The sequence below is a fragment of the Amycolatopsis sp. NPDC039088 genome, assembly GCF_055598845.1.
On sequence record NZ_JBVKAE010000005.1, the window covers coordinates 224424 to 242140 of the forward strand.

14 protein-coding genes are annotated in these 17717 nt (G+C 69.4%); 9 read left to right on the forward strand and 5 right to left on the reverse strand.

Features of this window, described 5'->3' with window-relative positions; translation table 11 throughout:
* Positions 1 to 52: 52 nt before the first annotated feature.
* The 4 genes from ACZ7KI_RS08960 to ACZ7KI_RS08975 form a co-directional block, all read right to left on the reverse strand.
* Positions 53 to 1828: a serine hydrolase domain-containing protein gene (locus tag ACZ7KI_RS08960; protein ID WP_470272600.1), complete on the reverse strand. Its 1776-nt coding sequence runs from the start codon at positions 1826 to 1828 to the stop codon at positions 53 to 55.
* 184 nt (positions 1829 to 2012) lie between these two features.
* Positions 2013 to 3293 (reverse strand): exo-beta-N-acetylmuramidase NamZ family protein, encoded by a 1281-nt coding sequence (locus ACZ7KI_RS08965; protein ID WP_470272601.1) that lies wholly within the window; start codon positions 3291 to 3293, stop codon positions 2013 to 2015.
* Complete coding sequence (locus tag ACZ7KI_RS08970; RefSeq protein WP_470272602.1) at positions 3290 to 5095, reverse strand: glycoside hydrolase family 3 protein; 1806 nt, start codon at positions 5093 to 5095, stop codon at positions 3290 to 3292. Before ACZ7KI_RS08970 ends, ACZ7KI_RS08965 begins: the two co-directional genes overlap by 4 nt.
* A gap of 619 nt (positions 5096 to 5714) precedes the next feature.
* A complete protein-coding gene (locus ACZ7KI_RS08975; protein WP_470272603.1) occupies positions 5715 to 6512 on the reverse strand; it encodes an HAD family hydrolase in 798 nt (265 codons plus the stop codon).
* 599 nt (positions 6513 to 7111) lie between these two features.
* Between ACZ7KI_RS08975 and ssd the strand changes: the two genes are divergently transcribed.
* The 8 genes from ssd to ACZ7KI_RS09015 all read left to right on the forward strand — a co-directional run bounded on the left by ssd (position 7112) and on the right by ACZ7KI_RS09015 (position 12580).
* The gene (gene ssd / locus ACZ7KI_RS08980; protein WP_470272604.1) at positions 7112 to 8185 is read left to right on the forward strand and encodes a septum site-determining protein Ssd; all 1074 of its coding nucleotides are present in this window, start codon (positions 7112 to 7114) and stop codon (positions 8183 to 8185) included.
* Entirely contained in the window at positions 8182 to 9324 is a 1143-nt protein-coding gene (locus tag ACZ7KI_RS08985) for a TadA family conjugal transfer-associated ATPase (protein ID WP_470272605.1), read from the forward strand. Before ssd ends, ACZ7KI_RS08985 begins: the two co-directional genes overlap by 4 nt.
* Positions 9321 to 10061: a type II secretion system F family protein gene (locus ACZ7KI_RS08990; protein WP_470272606.1), complete on the forward strand. Its 741-nt coding sequence runs from the start codon at positions 9321 to 9323 to the stop codon at positions 10059 to 10061. Before ACZ7KI_RS08985 ends, ACZ7KI_RS08990 begins: the two co-directional genes overlap by 4 nt.
* Complete coding sequence (locus ACZ7KI_RS08995; protein WP_470272607.1) at positions 10055 to 10633, forward strand: type II secretion system F family protein; 579 nt, start codon at positions 10055 to 10057, stop codon at positions 10631 to 10633. Before ACZ7KI_RS08990 ends, ACZ7KI_RS08995 begins: the two co-directional genes overlap by 7 nt.
* A gap of 16 nt (positions 10634 to 10649) precedes the next feature.
* Positions 10650 to 10823, forward strand: a complete 174-nt coding sequence (locus ACZ7KI_RS09000; protein WP_465460094.1) for a DUF4244 domain-containing protein — start codon at positions 10650 to 10652, stop codon at positions 10821 to 10823.
* Positions 10823 to 11191 (forward strand): TadE family type IV pilus minor pilin, encoded by a 369-nt coding sequence (locus ACZ7KI_RS09005; protein ID WP_470272608.1) that lies wholly within the window; start codon positions 10823 to 10825, stop codon positions 11189 to 11191. The genes ACZ7KI_RS09000 and ACZ7KI_RS09005 overlap by 1 nt, the downstream gene beginning before the upstream one ends.
* Positions 11188 to 11544 (forward strand): Rv3654c family TadE-like protein, encoded by a 357-nt coding sequence (locus ACZ7KI_RS09010; RefSeq protein ID WP_470272609.1) that lies wholly within the window; start codon positions 11188 to 11190, stop codon positions 11542 to 11544. The genes ACZ7KI_RS09005 and ACZ7KI_RS09010 overlap by 4 nt, the downstream gene beginning before the upstream one ends.
* Positions 11545 to 11953: 409 nt before the next feature.
* Positions 11954 to 12580 carry a bifunctional DNA primase/polymerase gene (locus tag ACZ7KI_RS09015; protein WP_470272610.1) on the forward strand — a complete coding sequence of 209 codons (627 nt, stop codon included), beginning with the start codon at positions 11954 to 11956 and terminating at the stop codon, positions 12578 to 12580.
* 23 nt (positions 12581 to 12603) lie between these two features.
* Here ACZ7KI_RS09015 and ACZ7KI_RS09020 read toward each other — a convergent pair whose 3' ends face one another.
* Positions 12604 to 15075, reverse strand: a complete 2472-nt coding sequence (locus ACZ7KI_RS09020) for a DEAD/DEAH box helicase (RefSeq protein WP_470272611.1) — start codon at positions 15073 to 15075, stop codon at positions 12604 to 12606.
* Between the two features lie 317 nt (positions 15076 to 15392).
* Between ACZ7KI_RS09020 and ACZ7KI_RS09025 the strand changes: the two genes are divergently transcribed.
* Positions 15393 to 17654, forward strand: coding sequence for a sodium-translocating pyrophosphatase (locus tag ACZ7KI_RS09025; RefSeq protein ID WP_470272612.1), 2262 nt, complete (start codon positions 15393 to 15395; stop codon positions 17652 to 17654).
* The last annotated feature ends 63 nt before the right edge of the window (positions 17655 to 17717 follow it).

Sequence of the window (17717 nt, forward strand, 5' to 3'; positions counted from 1 at the left end):
GGCTGTGTCCCGGTCAACGGGGCAGGCCGGTCAGCGCAGCGGAGCGGCCCGGCTACCTAGTGCTCAATTTCCAGCCGGTAGCGACGAAAGTAGGCGGATTATGCTCACTGTCCAGCAGTATGTGGCCGCGTTCAGTGACTTTCACACCATCCAAAGAAATTCCGCGGCCGGTGTAACGAGCGTCGGTCGTGTAACGCCAGCGAAGGGTGATTTGTGAGCTTTGTGACACCTCGGCGGCGACCCGCCACCAAGCCCGGTGGCCATGCCCGCCGAGGCCGGTTTGATCTCCAGCGGGAGCACCTGGTCCGTTTGCACGCAGAGTAATCGTTTTCCAGGTGACTCCGCCGTCGGTACTTATTTCCAAGAAAAGCGAATCCGCGGGTCCCTCCGTGTCCACGAAGGTGTCGAAGGAGACCTTGAGCGGCCCGCCACGGGTCGGCAGCGGCGGGGACGTGAGCGTGGCCGTGGAGACGTCGCCCGCGCCGCTGAACCAGGCGTCCCGCCCCCGTACGGGGCGGACCGCCATCGCCTTCGCGAGCGAACTCGCCCACCTCTCCCTGGCGAGGTTGATCGAGCCCCAGTTCCGCGTCGGGTGCACGCGGTTGGTGAGCAGGATCGCGAACGACCGCGACAGCGGGTCGATCACCAGCGACGTCCCGGTGAACCCGGTGTGCCCGGCGGTCGAGGGCGCCGACAGCGCGCCCATGTACCAGGGCTGGTCGAGTTCGAAGCCGAGTCCGTGGGAGTTGTCGGGGAATTTGTGGTTGTAGTTCGTCAGCATCGCCCGCACGGTCTCCTCGCGCAGGATCCGGTGCCCGCGGTACGCGCCGCCGTTCAGGATCGTCTGTGCCAGCACGGCCATGTCGCCTGCCGTGGAGAACACACCGGCGTGCCCGGCGACGCCGCCCAGCGACCACGCGTTCTCGTCGTGGACTACCCCGCGTACGAGCCCTCGAGGCGGCTTCGCGGCGTACTCGGTCGCCGCGACCCTGGCGAGTTTCGACACGGGCGGGTTGTACCCGGTGTCGGCCAGGCCCAGCGGAGTCGCGATGCGGTCCTGGACCACCTTGTCCAAGGGCGCACCGGCCAGCTTCTCGACCAGGAAGCCGAGCGTCAGCAGGTTGATGTCGGAGTAGAGGTACGTGCTGCCCGGCGGGTTCTTCAGCGGACTGTCGAGGACGGCCTTCCGGCGTGACGGGATGTCCGGATACCCCTCCCACAACGAGGGGGACGGCGTCGCGGCGAAACCCGACACGTGGGTCAGCAATTGCTGGACGGTGACGGCCTCCTTGCCGTTCACCCCGAACTCCGGCAGATACCGCACCACCGGTGCCGAGATGTCCAGCTTCCCGCTCTCGGCCAGTTGCATCACCGCGATGGAGGTGAACAGCTTCGAGATCGAGGCCATGTCGAAGATCGTGTCCGCGCGCATCGGGACCTGCTGCTCGGGCGGCAGTTCGGTGCCATTCGAGTCGGCGTAGCGGAGGGCACCGCCGACGGCCTGGTGTTCGACGACCACACCGTCGTGCGCCAGCAGGCCGACCGCTCCGGAGAAGTGCGGATGCCCGGTGGCGTCCGGCTTCGTCCAGCTCTCGATGAACCGCTCGGCCGACTTGATCGGCGCCGGGTCGAGCCCGACGTCACCGGGCACCCCGTCGCGCAGCACCGTGGACGCGGGCGCGAAGCCTTCGCGCGGCTTGTCGAACCGGCCCGCCGCACGGTCTCGCTGTTGTTCGTTCCCCGGAATCGCCTGTGCTCCCGCCGTCGACAGCGTGGTCGCCGCGACCAGGACGGAAACAGCCGCGATCAGGATCTTCCTAACACGCAAGGTCGTTCCCCTCAGCGCTAGTCGGGGAACCCGCGGCCGCGATCGACGTCGCCACGGCGCGGACCTGGTCTTTCAGGTCAAGGTGGCGGCCACGGCGCCGTGGCACCGCGATAGCGGGGCCTTCGGCCGGGGCGGGTTCACACGTTCGGTCACTTTTCGGATGCATCTTCAGGTCCGCCGTCCCTCAGCGATAGATGAGATGGCGACGGCGTTTCCGGTCGAACTCGGCCAGTTCGGCCTGCCAGGACCCGACGATCTCGGCCACCCCGGCGCCCTTGTCGATCATCGTGCGCAGCCTGTCGGAGCCCGAGAGCTTGTCGAGGAAGTTGTCAGGCCGCCACTTGAACTTGTCCGGGTGCACCTGCTTGGCGGTGACGAACATGGTGACCGCGGTGTGGATGGCGTCGAACGCCCGCGGGTCCGTGATGGTCACCTGCACGCCACCGCACGGCTCGTTCACGAACTTGCCGAACGTCGGCACGAAGTACGCCTCACGGAACTTCACACCGGGAAGCCGCAGTTCGCCGAGCTTCTCGCGCCAGCGCCAGTCGAGGCCGGGCGCGCCGATGATCTCGAAGGGCCTGGTGGTTCCGCGGCCTTCGGAGAACACGGTGCCTTCGAACATCCCGGTGCCGGGGTAGACGAGCGCGGTGTCCGGCGTCGGCATGTTCGGACTCGGCGGGACCCAGGTCAGCCCGGTGCGAGCGAAGAGCTGGTCACGCCGCCAGTCGCGCACCTCGACGATCTCGAGCCTGCCCGGAGTGACCCCTTCGGCCGGGAGGAACTCGGCGGCGAAGAACCGCGCGAGTTCGCCGACGGTCATGCCGTGCTGCTGCACGATCGGCTTCCGGCCGACCCCCGAGGCGTACGCGGGGTTCAGCATCGGCCCGGCGGCCTTGCCGCCCAACGGGTTCGGCCGGTCCAGCACGACCACCGCCGCGCCGACCTTGGCCGCCGCGACCATCGCGGTGTATAGCGACCAGATGTAGGTGTAGAACCGCGCGCCGACGTCGGCGATGTCGAAGACGACGGTGTCGACGCCCGCCTTCGTGAACATCCCGGCCAGCTTCGTCGCGTCGACGCCGTACGCGTCGTACACGGGGACGCCGGTGCGGGGATCGGTGTAGTCGCCTTCGGAACCGCCCGCCTGCGCACTGCCGCGGAAACCGTGTTCGGGGCCGAACGCGGCGAGCGGGCGGACTCCGGCGGCGACCATCGAATCGACGATGTGATCACCGCTCGCCAGGACACCTGTCGGGTTCGACAGCACGCCGAGCTTGCGGCCCGCCAGCGGCGCCCAGCCGATGGCCGCGAGAACGTCCGCCCCGGTTCGGGTGAGCGGGGGACCTTTGCTCTCGCCTTGGCCCTCGACCTGGGGTTGTGCCTGCGCGACCGAGGACGCGGCCGTCAGCGCCGGGACGGCCAGCGCCCCGGTGGCGAGGAAGTGGCGGCGGTTGAGGTTCACCAGGTCAGCCCATGGCCGAAGGGGTACTTCACCGTGCCCACGTCCTTGCCGGCGGGGACGTCGACCGGCAGCTTGCCCTGCGGCTTCACCTTCCCGAGGATCACCTTCGCCAGCGCTTCGAGCGACGGCGAGATGTAGCCGTACGTGGCGAGCCACGTCTTGATCGGGTTCTCGTAACCGGCGTCGTAGGGGATCTGGGCGGCGACCGCGACGACCGGCTTCCCGGTGTCGGCCAGTGCCTGCAACAGCTTGCCCTGCAACGGATACGTGCCGACGTTGTTGGTCAGCACGACGACGAGGTCGACGTTCTCGGCCGCCGCGACGGCCTGCGCGATCTGCGCGTCGGTCGGGGTCTGGCCGGTCTGCAGCGCTGTCGCCTGCGTGCCGTGCGCGGTGAGTTTCGCGGCCAGCGAGGTCGTCGTGCTCACACCCCAGCCGGTCACGAGCGTCTTCCCGGGCTGCTGCTTGAGCGGCAGGACACCGCCGTCGTTGCGGATCGCGGTGATCGACCGGTCGGCGATGCCCTGCGCGGTCGCGAGGTTGGCCGGGACGCCGACCTTCGACATCACCTTGGCCGGGTCGACGAACGGTGAGGTCAGGATGCCGCGGTTCAGCTTGAGCTTGAGGATCCGCAGGACACTCTCGTCGATGCGGCGCTCGGTCAGCTCACCCTTGCGGACCGCGTCGAGCACCGAGTTGATCGCGAGGTCGAGGTGCACCGGCATCAGCAGCTGATCGATGCCCGCCTTGAGCGCCAGTACCGGGATCTCCGCGTCGGTGTGCATCTCGCGCACGGCGTCCATCGAGAGGGAGTCGGTGACGACGACGCCGCGGTAGCCGAGCTCCCCGCGCAGCTTGCCGGTGAGGATCGGCTTCGACAGCGTGGCGGGCTCGCCGGACGGGTCGAGACTCGGGAACTGGATGTGCGCGCTCATGATCGAGTCGACGCCCGCCGCGATGGCGGCCTTGAACGGCGGCACGTCGGTCTCGCGCCAGCTGGCCTCGCTCCGGTCGATCCGGGGCAGTTCGAGGTGACTGTCGGTGGCCGCGTCGCCGTGGCCGGGGAAGTGCTTCGCGGCGGCCGACACGGTCTCGGTGCGGCGGCCGGAGTCCTGGAAGCCCTTGACCTGGGCTCCGACGAAGTCGCTCGCCAGATCCGGGCGGCCGGAGAAGGAGCGGACGCCGATCACCGGGTTCGCCGGGTTGGAGTTCACGTCGGCGTCGGGGGCGAAGTCCTGGTTGATGCCGACGGCGCGGAGTTCGTGCCCGAGGATCCGGGCGGCCTCCTGCGCGGCGGCGGTGTCGCGGCCGGCCGAGATCGCCATCGCGTTCGGCAGTTCGGTGGCGGGGGCACCCATCCGGGTGACCGTGCCGCCCTCCTGGTCGGTCGCGATCTGCAGCGGGATGTGGGCACCGCTGCGGATGGCCGCCCGCTGGAGCCCGTTCGACAGCTTGGCGACCTGTACCGGGTCGTCGAAGTTGTCGCGGCTGTCGTTGTTGAAGTAGATGACGCCGCCCAGGTGGTACTTCTCGATCACCTGCGCGGGGGTGTCCACGCCGAAGTCGGCCTTGTTCTTGGCGTTGACCTCGTCGGCGGACTTCCCGTTCACCCACGTGACGAACAGCTGCCCGACCTTCTGCTCCAGGGTCAGCCCGCGCAGCGTCCGCTGCGCCTCCACGTCCGCGGTCACCGGCTGTGCGGTCGCCGGAACGCCCGAGACGGCGAGGACGAGCAGACCCGCGAGGGGTACGGCGAGCGCATGGATCCTCCGATGACGGGCGTGCGCGGTTCGGGTCGTCACCTCAAGCCTCCCAGATTCGTGCCTGACTCTCAGGTGGAAAGAAGTCCACCCGGAAGCACTGATATCCGGAAGCTACCCACGAGCACTTTGCTTGTCCATCAGCCACCCCCGCGAACGGTCCGTTCATACACAAAGGGACGCGAAGGGGCCGGTCACGCTTGAAAACGGAGGCGTCGCCGGGTCGTGACCGGACCGGTCACGACGCAAAAGACGGGCAAAACACTGGCGGCGCCCGTCGGCCGAAGCCGGCGGGCGCCGCCAGTCAGTGCGGGCAACTCGGGCGACCAAGCGTGCAACTCTGGTCGTACCTTCATGGACTCGGCGTCCGGCGTCCCGGTACGCAGTCCCTAGACGACGAGCCTCCCGCGGCGCGCTGCGCGTGGGTACCCGGTGTCCGCACACGGAGATTCGCCGGGGTGGAACAGGCTTCTCTTCTACCTGTTCCCTGGCCGACCGAACGTCCGCACCTACTTTCTACGCCGTGAGCCGGGTCACTTCAAGTGCGCAGACGGGTGCACCGGTACAGAGGCTCGATCTAGTGACACGGGCACCCTCCGCGACGGACAATTCGCGGCCCTGACTGCGAAAACCCGCTCGGTACCGCCGTGCGGGTATGCGTTCAGCGGGTGCGTTTGCGCCGGTTGTAGCCGTACCAGGTGGCGCCCGCGGCGACGGCTCCGAGCGCGACCAGGCCCGCCGACTTGGCCGGGATCCGGGTTCGCAACGACATGGGGCGCTCGAACGTGAGGATCTCCCAGCCCTGTTCGGTCGCGTGCTTGCGCAGGACGCGGTCGGGGTTGACCGCGTGCGGCCTTCCGACGACCTCGAGGAGCGGGATGTCCGTACTCGAGTCCGTGTACGCGTGGCACTGCGCGAGGTCGTAGCCGTAGGTCGCCGCGAGTTGCTTCGCGGCGACGGCCTTGTTCTCGCCGTAGCAATAGAAATCGACTTCGCCGGAGTAACGACCGTCCACGATCTGCATCCGCGTGGCCACGCTGCGCGTCGCGCCGAGCATTTCGGCGACCGGGGCGACGACCTCTTCGCCGGTCGCCGAAAGCACCACGACGTCGTGACCGTCCGCGCGATGCGAGGAGATCAGTTCGGCGGCCTCCGCGTAGACGAGCGGGTCGACGACGTCGTGCAGCGTTTCGCGGACGATCGCGGAAACCTGAGCGACGTCCCATCCGGTGCACAGCGCGGAAACCTCGGCTCGCATGCGTTCGGTTTTCGCCGCGTCCGCACCCGCGAGCGAGAAGACGAGTTGGGCGTACGCGCTGCGAAGCGCGGCTCGGCGGTTGATCAGGCCTTCGCGCAAAAGAGGCTTGCTGAAGGCCAGAGCGCTCGAGGACGCGATGATCGTCTTGTCGAGATCGAAGAACGCCGCGATCGGGCTCGGTGTCGTGCTGGATTGGGCCACTCGCCAAGGATAGGAGAGCCGGACGGCGGCTCGCCGGTTGGTCGACCACGATCGGGATACGGCGGTGGAAAATTCACGACCGGACATCGGATCCGGCGCGTCGTGCCGTTACCGAATTGTGGGTACCGGTGCGCACCGCAACGGGCCGGTACCGGAGTTACAGTGAGATTGTCCGGTGTTGCACCGGGCCCAGGTTCAGTCCGACCCCCCGGGGCTGAACCCCAGGCGGCCCCCGTCCCTCCCCCCTGGCGGGGGTCGCCGCCTGACTTCCCGTTGCGCCAATGGTTCAGACCTTGTCGGCGCACGAAAACCTCACTGAGACAACGCCGAATCGGCCCTTGATCGCGAATTTCCCTTTGCTGCCAACATTTTTCGTTTCCGTCCAGGTTGGAAAACGAAACGGGTATGCGCGCTGTGGAAAAACCGGAAAGTGTGTCAGAAGGGTACGACGGAAACGGATCGGAAATCGGTTTCCCGTGCCGGAGTTGTCCACAACACCCCGGTTGTCCACAGGTACGGCGGAATGGCGTTGTGCGTTGCCGGGACCCGGCGCGACCGTGGTGTCACAGACCGAATCCGACCGAACCCCCGGGGGAGTCATGGCCGAGGAACATCCGCTCGTCGTCGCCGGAGACGACGTCCTGCTCGACGAGATTCTGCGCGTGGCCGCGGCCGCGGGCTGCGAGGTCGAACGCGCGCCCGATCTGGACGCCGCTCGCGGGAGGTGGGCACGCGCGCCGCTCGTCGTGCTCGACGAAGAAGCCGCGAGTACGCCGAACCGCCTGCTGCGGCGGAACAACGTCCTGCTCGTCTGCAAAGGCGCGCCGACGCCGGTGACGTGGGAGCGCGCCTTCAACACCGGTTCGGAGAAGGTCCTTTCGCTGCCGGACGAGGAAGGCGACCTCATCGGCGCGTTCGCGGACGTCGTCGACGGACCGGCGCGGGACGACGGCGTCGTCATCGGGGTCATCGGCGGACGGGGCGGAGCCGGAGCCTCCGTACTGGCGGCCGCCGTCGCGTACCGGGCGGAGAAATCGGGGAGCGGTGGTCTGCTCGTCGACTGCGATCCGCTCGGCGGCGGCGTCGACGTCCTCCTCGCCGCCGAACGCGATCGCGGACCGCGCTGGCCGGAACTCGACCTCGGCGGCCGGGTGTCCATGACGGCATTGAGTGAAACCCTGCCGCGAAAACGGTACGCCACCGGGGCACTGTCCTTTGTGTCCTACGGAAGGGAAGGGCGCGGTCCCGGCCCGGATGCGATCGAGGGTGTGTTGTGCGCCGGACGTCGGGCGGGACGGACGGTCGTCTGCGATCTGCCGAGGTATTTCGGCGCCGAGACGGCCACCGTGCTCGGCCTGGCCGATCTGGTCGTGGTCGTCGTCCCCGCGGAACTGCGTGCCTGCGCGGCGGCGAGACAGGTCCTCGCCAGGGTCGAACCCCACGCGGCACGGATCGGTGTCGCCGTCCGGGGGCCGTCTCCCGCCGGGCTGATCCCGCAGGAGATCGCCGACGCCGTCGGCGCCCCGCTGATCACGTCGATGGGCCGCGAACGGTCCCTTTCGACAGCGCTCGACCGCGGCGAGTTCGTCCCGAGGCATCGCGGACATCTGGCCACGGCCGCCGCCGAGGTCCTCGCCGCCGCGCGCGGAGATCTGGCCGGTGCCTTGCGATGACCGACGATCTCGTCGAACGGGTACGGCGGCGGCTGGCCGGATCGGCCGTGACGGCGGATCCCGTGAGCGTCGCGCGGGCGGTCCGCGCCGAAGCGGGTGGCGCGCTCGGTCAGGACGCCGTCCTCGGAGCGGTCCGGCTGGCCCGCGACGAGTTCGTCGGTGCCGGACCGCTCGCCCCGCTGCTCGAAAACCCCGGCACCACCGACGTTCTCGTCACCGCGCCGGACGAGGTCTGGACCGACACCGGTGGGGGTCTCAAAAGGACGGACGTCCGTTTCGCGGACGAGGAGGCGGTCCGCAGGCTGGCCCAGCGGCTCGCCCTCGCCGGCGGGCGGCGGCTGGACGACGCGCAACCGTTCACCGACTGCTGGCTGCCGGGAGTCGGGCCGCACGGCCGGATCAGGATGCACGCGGTGCTCCCGCCGATCGCGCCCGCCGGAACCTCCCTTTCGCTTCGCGTTCTGCGTCCAGCCACCCATGATCTCGCCGCGTTGCGGTTGCGTGGGGTCTTCGGAAGCAGCGGTGCCGCCCTGCTCGATTCGGTCATCCGGCGACGGCTCGCGTTCCTGGTGTCCGGCGGGACCGGGGCAGGCAAGACGACCTTGCTTTCCGCACTGCTCGGCGCGGTGCCCCCGGCCGAACGCATCGTCTGCGTCGAGGACGCCGGCGAGCTGCAACCGGACCATCCGCAGTTCGTCAGCCTGATCGCCCGCCCACCCAACGTCGAAGGCGCCGGCGAGATCGGCCTCGGCGAACTGGTGCGACAGGCGCTGCGCATGCGTCCGGACCGCCTGGTCGTCGGTGAGGTGCGGGGCGAGGAGGTCTGCGCGTTGCTCAACGCGATGAACACCGGACACGAGGGCGGAGCGTGCACCCTGCACGCCAATTCGCCGTCGGAGGTCCCGGCCCGGATGGAAGCGCTGGCCGCCCTCGGCGGCCTGAAACGGGACGCGTTGCACAGCCAGCTGACCGCGGCGGTGCGGGTCGTCCTGCACATGCGCCGCCTGCCGAGCGGCATCCGGCGGCTGGACGAGGTCGGCGTACTGCGGTCACTGCGAGGCGAGGCCAAAGTCGTCCCGGTGTGGAGCCAAGGCCACTGGATCGGCGACGAGACACCGTTCGAGGAGATGGCGGCATGAACCCCTGGCTCCTCCTTTCCTGCGGCGCGGGGCTGGCTTGCTGGCCGAGGGCGGTGGCTCGCACTCCGTTCGCTTGGCGCCTTCCCGCGGCCGTTCGCGCCAGGTGGTGGCCCCTGCCGGCGTTGCTCGTTCTGCCGGTTCTCGGGATCGGCTGGGCGACGGCGACGCTGGTGCTCACCTTGACCGTTCGCCAGGAGCACCGGCATCGGGCACGCGCGAAGGCGGCGTTGGCCGAAGCCGAACTCACCGCGTCCGTGCTGCGGACGATGGTCGGGGAACTCCGGGCGGGCGCCCATCCGGTGGCGGCGGCCGAAGCCGCGGCGGAAGTGCTGCCCGCGTCGTCCGGACGGTTACGCGGACTGATCGCGGCCGCCCGGCTCGGCGGCGAGACGGCCGATCCGGACGCACCAACGGCACTGGTGAACGCGTGGGCCCTCGCCGGCCGGTACGGGCTTCCGATGGCCGACGTCCTCGATGCCGCGCGGCGGGACGCCGAGGCGGAGATCGGCTTCCGCCGTCGTCTCAAGGCCAAGATGGCCGGTCCCCGGGCGAGTGCCGCCGTGCTCGCCGTCCTGCCGCTGGTGTGCCTGCCGCTCGGCGAGGTGATGGGGGCGGGCCCGGTCAGCGTCCTCACCGGCACAGGGACGGGCCAGCTGCTGCTCATCGTGGGCAGCGGGCTGATCTGGGCGGGCACGGCCTGGTGCCGGGCCCTCACCGGGCGGGTGGCGCCGTGCTGACCGGAGCGGCGTTGCTCCTGCTGGGCGGAGCCGTCTGCTGCTGGCCGCGTGTCGGGCCCCGCGTCGCCGCGCGGCCGGGACGTCTCCTCACGTGGCTGCGGGAACGAGCGTCCAGGGACAAAGGTGTCTCCGAACTTCTCCGCTCGGCGGCCACCCTCGACCTGCTGGCCGCCTGTCTGGCAGGTGGGTTGCCGGTGCCCGTCGCGCTGGAGGCCGTCGGGCCGAGCGCCTCACCGGCGACCGCCGCGGCACTGCGTTCGGTGGCGTCCCACCTCGCCGTGGGCGTCGGATCCGCCGAGGCCTGGGCGCCGGTCCGTGACCGGCCAGGTCTGACCGAACTGTCCGTCGCCGCGGTGCGCACCGCGAGGGCGGGCACCGCGCTGGCGACTCACGCGAAGGACCTCGCGCGACGGCTGCGCGAGTCGCTTTCCGCCGAAGCAGAGGAACGCGCCGAACGGGCCGGGGTTCTGCTGGCCGCGCCGATCGGTTTGTGCTTCCTTCCCGCGTTTCTTTGTCTCGGTGTCCTGCCCGTCGTGCTCGGCCTCGCCGGGCGTCTCGACGGAATCCTCTGACCGAAAGGCGTTAGCCATGAACAAGTTCCCTACCTTCCGCGAGGACGACGGCATGGCGACGGTCGAGTACGCCATCGCCACCTTGGCCGCCGCCGCGTTGGCCGGTGTGCTCTACCTGATCGTCAACAGCGACGCCGTCGTCGCCGGGCTCACCGCGCTCATCGAGCGGGCCTTGTCGGTGAAGTCCTGATGCCCGGCGGCGACCGCGGGTCCGTCACGGTGGAGGCCGCGCTCGGCATCGGCGCGCTGACGTTCGTCTCGGCCCTGTTGCTGGCCGGGATCGGGGTCGCCGCCGATCAGCTCCGCTGCACCGACGCCGCCCGCGAGGCGGCCAGGCTCCTCGCCCGCGGCGACCCCGCCCGCGCCGAACAGGCGGTGCGGGAGATAGCGCCGTCCGGTGCCCGCCTGGACGTCGTCCGCGACGGCGACGCCATCACCGTCGGTGTCGAGGCCGAACCGGCGGCCGGACTGCTGCCGGGTATCCGGCTGCGCTCTCACGCCTTCGCGATCGCCGAACAGGTCGCCGAACCGGTCGCCGAGCCGGGCGGCGGGCCGTGAGCGCGGACGATCGCGGAGTCGCGACCGCCTGGACGGCCTCGATCGTCGCCGTCCTGATCTCCGTCGCCGTGTTCACCTTCTGGATCGGCGCCGCCGTCACGACCCGCCATCACACCGAGGCCGCCGCCGATCTGGCGGCGCTCGCCGCGGCCTCGCACGCGACGGAAGGTCCCGGCGCGGCCTGCGACCGGGCGCGGCAGGTCACCGTCCGGATGTCGGTCACGCTGCTGACCTGCCGCTGGGAGCGAGGAGACGCGCTGGTCGAGGTGCGGTCGGCGGTGCCGGGACACCTGGCGACCCTGGGACAGGCGGAGGCGAGGGCGAGGGCGGGCCCGGTCGACCGGCCACCGTGACGGACGTCGCACGGTGAACGGTCGGCCAAAGGGTGACCGGCCGGTAGTACGGGCGAGTAACCACCGGGCGCGAGCAGCGGTCGTTGATGCGCGGCGAGCGGTCGAAGTCATGATCAGCGCCCCGCCGAACGGTCGCGCGCCGTCCGTCGCGACCGTGCTCACCTGGGCGAGATGCCCTGCTCAGCTGCGACGAACGGTGCGGCACCGGTCGCGTCCGCCCGTTCACCGGACGTGCGGCGTTCGGTCCGTCCTGTCGGATCACCGCGCGTTCATCGCTAAGTAACCGCCGGTTGTCGCGTGAGGGCTTCTCCCGATGTGCAACTTGCCGTTTATTGAGATGTGCGCCACTTCGAGAAGGTCGCCGGGTGGCACGGACACAGGACAGAGTTGACCTGAGGCAGGGGCAGTAATGTTGGACGCGAATTGGCCGGACAGCTGGCGGGGCGCCTTCCGCATCGAGATGCGGGCGGAGGCGATCGGCCTCGCCTGGCGTGGCTGGCCGGTGCTCCCGGGTGCGGAGCCCGCCGCGCTCACCCCGGAAGGTGACGACCTCACCTGGCGGCGTCCCGTCCCGGCACAGGACAACTGGCGTGAACTGATCGAGACCCACCCGCACGAGGTCGCCACCTGGTTCGGTGACGACACCCACAGCCTGCTCGTGGCCACCGGCACCGTGCTGGACGCCGTCGAGGTCGACGACCAGCTCGGCAAGCGGGCCGCCCGCCTGCTGCGCGCCACCGGTCACCCGGCCCCGATCGTCGCGATGCCGAACGGCCGCTGGCTGTTCCTCACCACCGTCGCCGCGAGCATCCCGCAGGAACTGGCCGCGCAGGCCTCGATCCAGTGGCACGGCGCGAACGACTACATCCCGCTGCCCCCGTCGCCGTTCCAGCACGGTGTCGTGCACTGGCGGGTCAAGCCCGAGGTCTGGGGCTGGCAGCTGCCCGCGGCCGCCGACGTGCACGACGTACTCGTCCGTGCGCTGGCCGGTGACAAGGCCGCCACCCCCGTGGCGACCCTGACCACCGCCGCCTGATCAACCCACAACTTCAAGCCACCTCACTTCTGAACCACCAAGTGGCCTGACTGCGGCCCGTGCTGACGCAAAGCCCCGAGCACGGTGTCCAGAACGGCCACTGCCCCCGCCTTGTCCAGCGGATCGTTGCCGTTCCCGCACTTCGGCGACTGGACGCAGGACGGGCAGCCGGCCGGGCACTCGCAGGAAACGATCGCCTCCCGCGTTGCGGCCAGCCAAGGGACAATCGCGGCAAATCCGCGATCGGCGAATCCCGCACCCCCGGGATGGCCATCGTGCACGAACACCGTCGCCTCCCCGGTGTTCTCGTGCCACGCGGTCGACACCCCGCCAATGTCCCAGCGGTCGCACGTAGCGAACAGCGGTAGCAGGCCGATCGCCGCGTGCTCGGCGGCATGCAGGGCACCGGGGACGCGCGCCGGATCCAACTCGGCGCCCGTCCCCGGTGTCCCGCCAAGATCCTTGGTCCCCACCCTGGAGCCTCCGGTCCCCACCGGCTCCAGAACTTCGGTCCCCGACCGATGGCCCCCGGTCCCCGCCATGCCATCGGAAGGGCAGAGCAGCTCCGCCGAGATCGTGTACCAGACGGCGCGGGTGTGCAGGCTCTGCTCCGGCAGGTCCAGCGGTGTCTGGTCCAGCACCTCACCCGAGGGTCGCCTCCGCAAGTAGCCGACTACTTGCGAACTCACCGACACCTCGCCGAGATTCACCGTGACCCCGCCGTACACCCTGGTCTCTTCGGTGCGCAGCACACTGATGTCGACGATCTCGCGCGGCGACGTGGTCCAGTCCGGATCCTCCGCGTGCACCATGGCCAGACCGGTCTCCAGATCCAGTTCGTCGACCACATAGGACGAACCCTGATGCAGGTACACCGCGCCGGGATGTACCGCGTAGCAGGCGGAACCCGGATCGACCGTGCCGAGCATCCGCCCGGAATCGGCCTCCACCACGGCGATCTGCTCGCCGCCGGTACCGCGGATGCCGACGTCGGCATGCGGCCGGTCGCGTGAAGTCCAGTACCAGCCGCTCGTCCGGCGCCGGACGATCTTCTCCTTCACCAGATCGGCGAGCACGGCCCGCGCCGCGTCACCGCCGAAGGCCGCGACCTCCGGTTCGGTCAGCGGGAGTTCGGCGATGGCGCAGGCCAGCTGCGGTGCCAGCACATACGGGTTCGACGGGTCGAGGACGGCGGCTTCCACCGGCCGGTCCAGGATCGCGGCCGGATGGTGCACGAGATAGGTGTCCAGCGGATCGTCGCGGGCCACGAACACCACCAGCGCCGCGTCACCCGCGCGCCCGGCTCGCCCGGCCTGCTGCCAGAACGACGCGAGTGTGCCGGGATAACCGGCGAGCACCACCGCGTCGAGGCCCGCGATGTCGACGCCGAGTTCGAGTGCGTTCGTCGTCGCCACACCGAGCAACCGGCCGGACAACAACGCCGCTTCGAGGGCACGGCGTTCTTCCGGCAGGTATCCGGATCGATACGCGGCGACGGACTCCGCCAAGGAACCGTCCACTTCGGACAGAATCCGGCGCGCCCCGAGCGCGGTCAGTTCCGCGCCTCGCCGCGACCGGACGAAAGCCAGCGAACGGGCGCCTTCGATGACCAGTTCGGCGAGGATCCGCGAAGCCTCGGCGCCTGCCGAGCGCCGCACCGGTGCCCCGTTCTCACCGGAAAGTTCCGACAACAGCGGGGGTTCCCACAACGCGACCGTGCGGGAGCCGCGCGGCGAGCCGTCCTCGGTGACCGGGACACAGTCGTGCCCGGACAGCTTCGAGGCGAACGCGGCCGGGTCCGCCGTCGTCGCCGACGCGAGGACGAAGACCGGTGAAGCGCCGTAATGCGCGGCGACCCGGCGCAGCCTGCGCATCAGCAGCGCCACATGGGAACCGAAGACGCCGCGATAACTGTGGCATTCGTCGATGACGACGTACGAGAGCCGCCGGAAGAACCGGGACCACCGTGCGTGCGACGAGAGGATCCCGCGATGCAGCATGTCCGGGTTGGTGAACACCCAGTTCGCGTGCGCGCGTACCCAGTCCCGCTCCTCCAGCGGAGTGTCACCGTCGAACGACGCCGCGCGCACCTTCTTGATTTCCAACGAGGAAACGGAGCGCAGCTGATCGGCGCCGAGTGCCTTGGTCGGGGACAGGTACAGCGCCGAGGCCCGCTCGTCCTCGACAAGGGTCGAGAGCACGGGCAACTGGTACGCGAGCGACTTCCCCGACGCCGTGCCGGTGGAGATCACGACGTGCCTGCCATCGCGGACCAGCGACGCGGCTTCGGCCTGATGCCGCCACGGCGCCTTGACCCCGTTCGCCGTCAGCGCTTCGGCGACCGGCGCCGCCACCCACTCCGGCCAGTCCACCGAATCCGCTGGGCGAGCGGGCAGTTCCGCCACATGGGTGACCGGGTACAGCGAAGCCGGGATCCCCGCCGTCGCGCGGTCGAGAAGCCGTCGGCCCTTGCCGGATTCCGCCGTGCCGTCCACCTCCAGAGCTTCGCACAGCGCACCGACAGAAAACGGCCGCCGCCGACCAGGTCGAGCACCGGGACGGGCCGCGGATGATCGATACAGTGATCAGCCTCACAAGGTAACGGAACGTACGGTGGCGGGGACGCCTTGCCGCCCGCCATCCCACTACCAATACACTCCCGCAATCCACACCGTCTGTGGCGAGCGTCATGTGAGACGTGCCTTGCAGTGCGACTAGCGTGACGTTCGGCTCAGATCTCCATGCCAACGTCGACACGCCGGCTCCATCGGCGGATCGTCGTTGGCCAACGGCGACGTCTCCAGGAGGACGAATGTCCCGGCAGTTCCTCGCGGCGAGCGATCTCACGCTCTCCGGAGGTGGCTACACCATCGTCGGTGTAGTCGCCGTGGTCGCCCTTGCCGCACTGGTCATCGGCTACGTTCTGATGAAGGAGGTCTTGGCCGCAGGCCAGGGCACCTCCAAGATGCAGGACATCGCGAAGGCAGTGCAGGAAGGCGCGGCTGCCTATCTCAAACGGCAGCGCAACACTCTCGCGATCTTCGGTGCGATCGTTTTCGTGCTGCTCTTCGCTTTGCCGGCCGATGACTGGAACGAGAAGATCGGCCGGTCCCTCTTCTTCTTGGTCGGCGCTGGGTTCTCCTTCGCGATCGGCTATCTCGGCATGTGGCTGGCGACGCAGGCGAACCTGCGGGTCGCGGCCGCTTCGCGTGAGGCCGGAGGTCGCGAGAAGGCGATGCGCCTGGCCTTCCGCACCGGTGGCGTCGTCGGCATGATCACCGTCGGTCTCGGCCTTTTCGGCGCCGCGGTGGTCGTCCTGGTCTACACCGGACAGGCCCCGAAGGTGTTGGAAGGCTTCGGTTTCGGTGCCGCGTTGATCGCGATGTTCATGCGTGTCGGCGGCGGTATCTTCACCAAGGCCGCCGACGTCGGCGCGGACCTGGTCGGCAAGGTCGAACAGGGCATCCCCGAGGACGACCCGCGCAACGCGGCCACCATCGCCGACAACGTCGGTGACAACGTGGGCGACTGCGCCGGGATGGCGGCGGACCTCTTCGAGTCGTACGCGGTCATGCTCGTGGCGGCGCTGATCCTGGGTAGCACCGCCTTCGGCGTGCACGGTTTGATCTTCCCGCTCATCGTTCCCGCCATCGGCGTGATCACCGCGGTCATCGGTGTCTACATCACCAAGGCCAAGGTGGGCGAAGGCGGTCTGGTCACGATCAACCGCTCCTTCTACATCTCCGCGGGGATTTCCGCGGTGCTCTCGACGATCGCGGCATTCGTCTACCTGCCCGGTTCGTTCTCCGAGTTCGGCCAGGCATTCGCCGGTAAGTCCGGCAATCCGGCGCTGATCGCGACCCTCTCGGTGATCATCGGCATCGTGCTCGCCGCGGTCATCCTCAAGCTCACCGGGTACTACACCGGCACCGAGTACAAGCCGGTCAAGGAAGTCGGCAAGTCGTCGGAAACCGGTGCGGCGACGGTGATCCTGGCCGGTATCTCGGTCGGTTTCGAATCCGCCGTGTACACCGCGCTGGTCATCGGCGCGGCCGTTTTCGGAGCCTTCCTGGTCGGTGGCGGCGTCGCGCTGTTCGCCGTGGCGCTGGCCGGTACGGGTCTGCTCACCACCGTCGGTGTCATCGTCGCGATGGACACCTTCGGCCCGATTTCGGACAACGCGCAGGGCATCGCCGAAATGTCGGGTGACGTCGACGAGGACGCCGCGCAGATCCTCACCGAGCTCGACGCGGTCGGCAACACCACCAAGGCCATCACCAAGGGTATCGCGATCGCCACGGCGGTCCTCGCGGCGACGGCGCTGTTCGGGTCCTATCAGGACGCGATCACCAAGGCGATCGGCGACGGCAAGGAGTTCATCGCGAACATCGTCGGCCCGGAGACTCTCGTCGGTGTGATCATCGGCGCGGCGGTCGTGTTCCTGTTCTCCGGTCTCGCGGTCAACGCGGTGTCCCGTGCCGCCGGCGCGGTCGTCTACGAAGTGCGCCGCCAGTTCCGCGACATCCCGGGGATCATGGAGGGCACTACGCGGCCCGAGTACGGCCGTGTCGTCGACATCGTCACGCGCGATTCGCTGCGTGAGCTGACCACTCCCGGCCTGCTCGCGGTCTTCGCCCCGATCGCGGTCGGTTTCGGTCTCGGCACCGGCGCGCTCGCCGGTTACCTGGGCGGTGCGATCGCGACCGGCACCCTGATGGCGATCTTCCTCGCCAACTCCGGTGGCGCCTGGGACAACGCGAAGAAGCTCGTGGAGGACGGAAGCCACGGAGGCAAGGGTTCGGACGCGCACGAGGCCACCATCATCGGTGACACCGTGGGTGACCCGTTCAAGGACACCGCCGGTCCGGCGATCAACCCGCTGATCAAGGTGATGAACCTGGTGTCGGTGCTGATCGCCCCGGCGGTCGTGCAGTTCTCGATCGGCCCGGACGCCAACGTCGGCATCCGCATCGGGATCTCGCTGGTCGCCGTCGCGATCATCGTGGCCGCGATCGTCGTCTCCAAGCGGCGTGAATCGGTTCTCTCCGAGACACCCGCGGAAGCGAAGGCGTAACGCCGAGAAATCCCACCCGCCGGGCCCGCCACGTTTTCCGTGGCGGGCCCGGCGTTTTTCCGG

Bases quoted from the DNA above. Each gene is read 5' to 3' on its own strand.
- ssd (WP_470272604.1), top strand. From the start codon at position 7,112: ATGGCCGAGGAACATCCGCTCGTCGTCGCCGGAGACGACGTCCTGCTC.
- ACZ7KI_RS08985 (WP_470272605.1), top strand. From the start codon at position 8,182: ATGACCGACGATCTCGTCGAACGGGTACGGCGGCGGCTGGCCGGATCG.
- ACZ7KI_RS08990 (WP_470272606.1), top strand. From the start codon at position 9,321: ATGAACCCCTGGCTCCTCCTTTCCTGCGGCGCGGGGCTGGCTTGCTGG.
- ACZ7KI_RS09000 (WP_465460094.1), top strand. From the start codon at position 10,650: ATGAACAAGTTCCCTACCTTCCGCGAGGACGACGGCATGGCGACGGTC.
- ACZ7KI_RS09005 (WP_470272608.1), top strand. From the start codon at position 10,823: ATGCCCGGCGGCGACCGCGGGTCCGTCACGGTGGAGGCCGCGCTCGGC.
- ACZ7KI_RS09015 (WP_470272610.1), top strand. From the start codon at position 11,954: ATGTTGGACGCGAATTGGCCGGACAGCTGGCGGGGCGCCTTCCGCATC.
- ACZ7KI_RS09025 (WP_470272612.1), top strand. From the start codon at position 15,393: ATGTCCCGGCAGTTCCTCGCGGCGAGCGATCTCACGCTCTCCGGAGGT.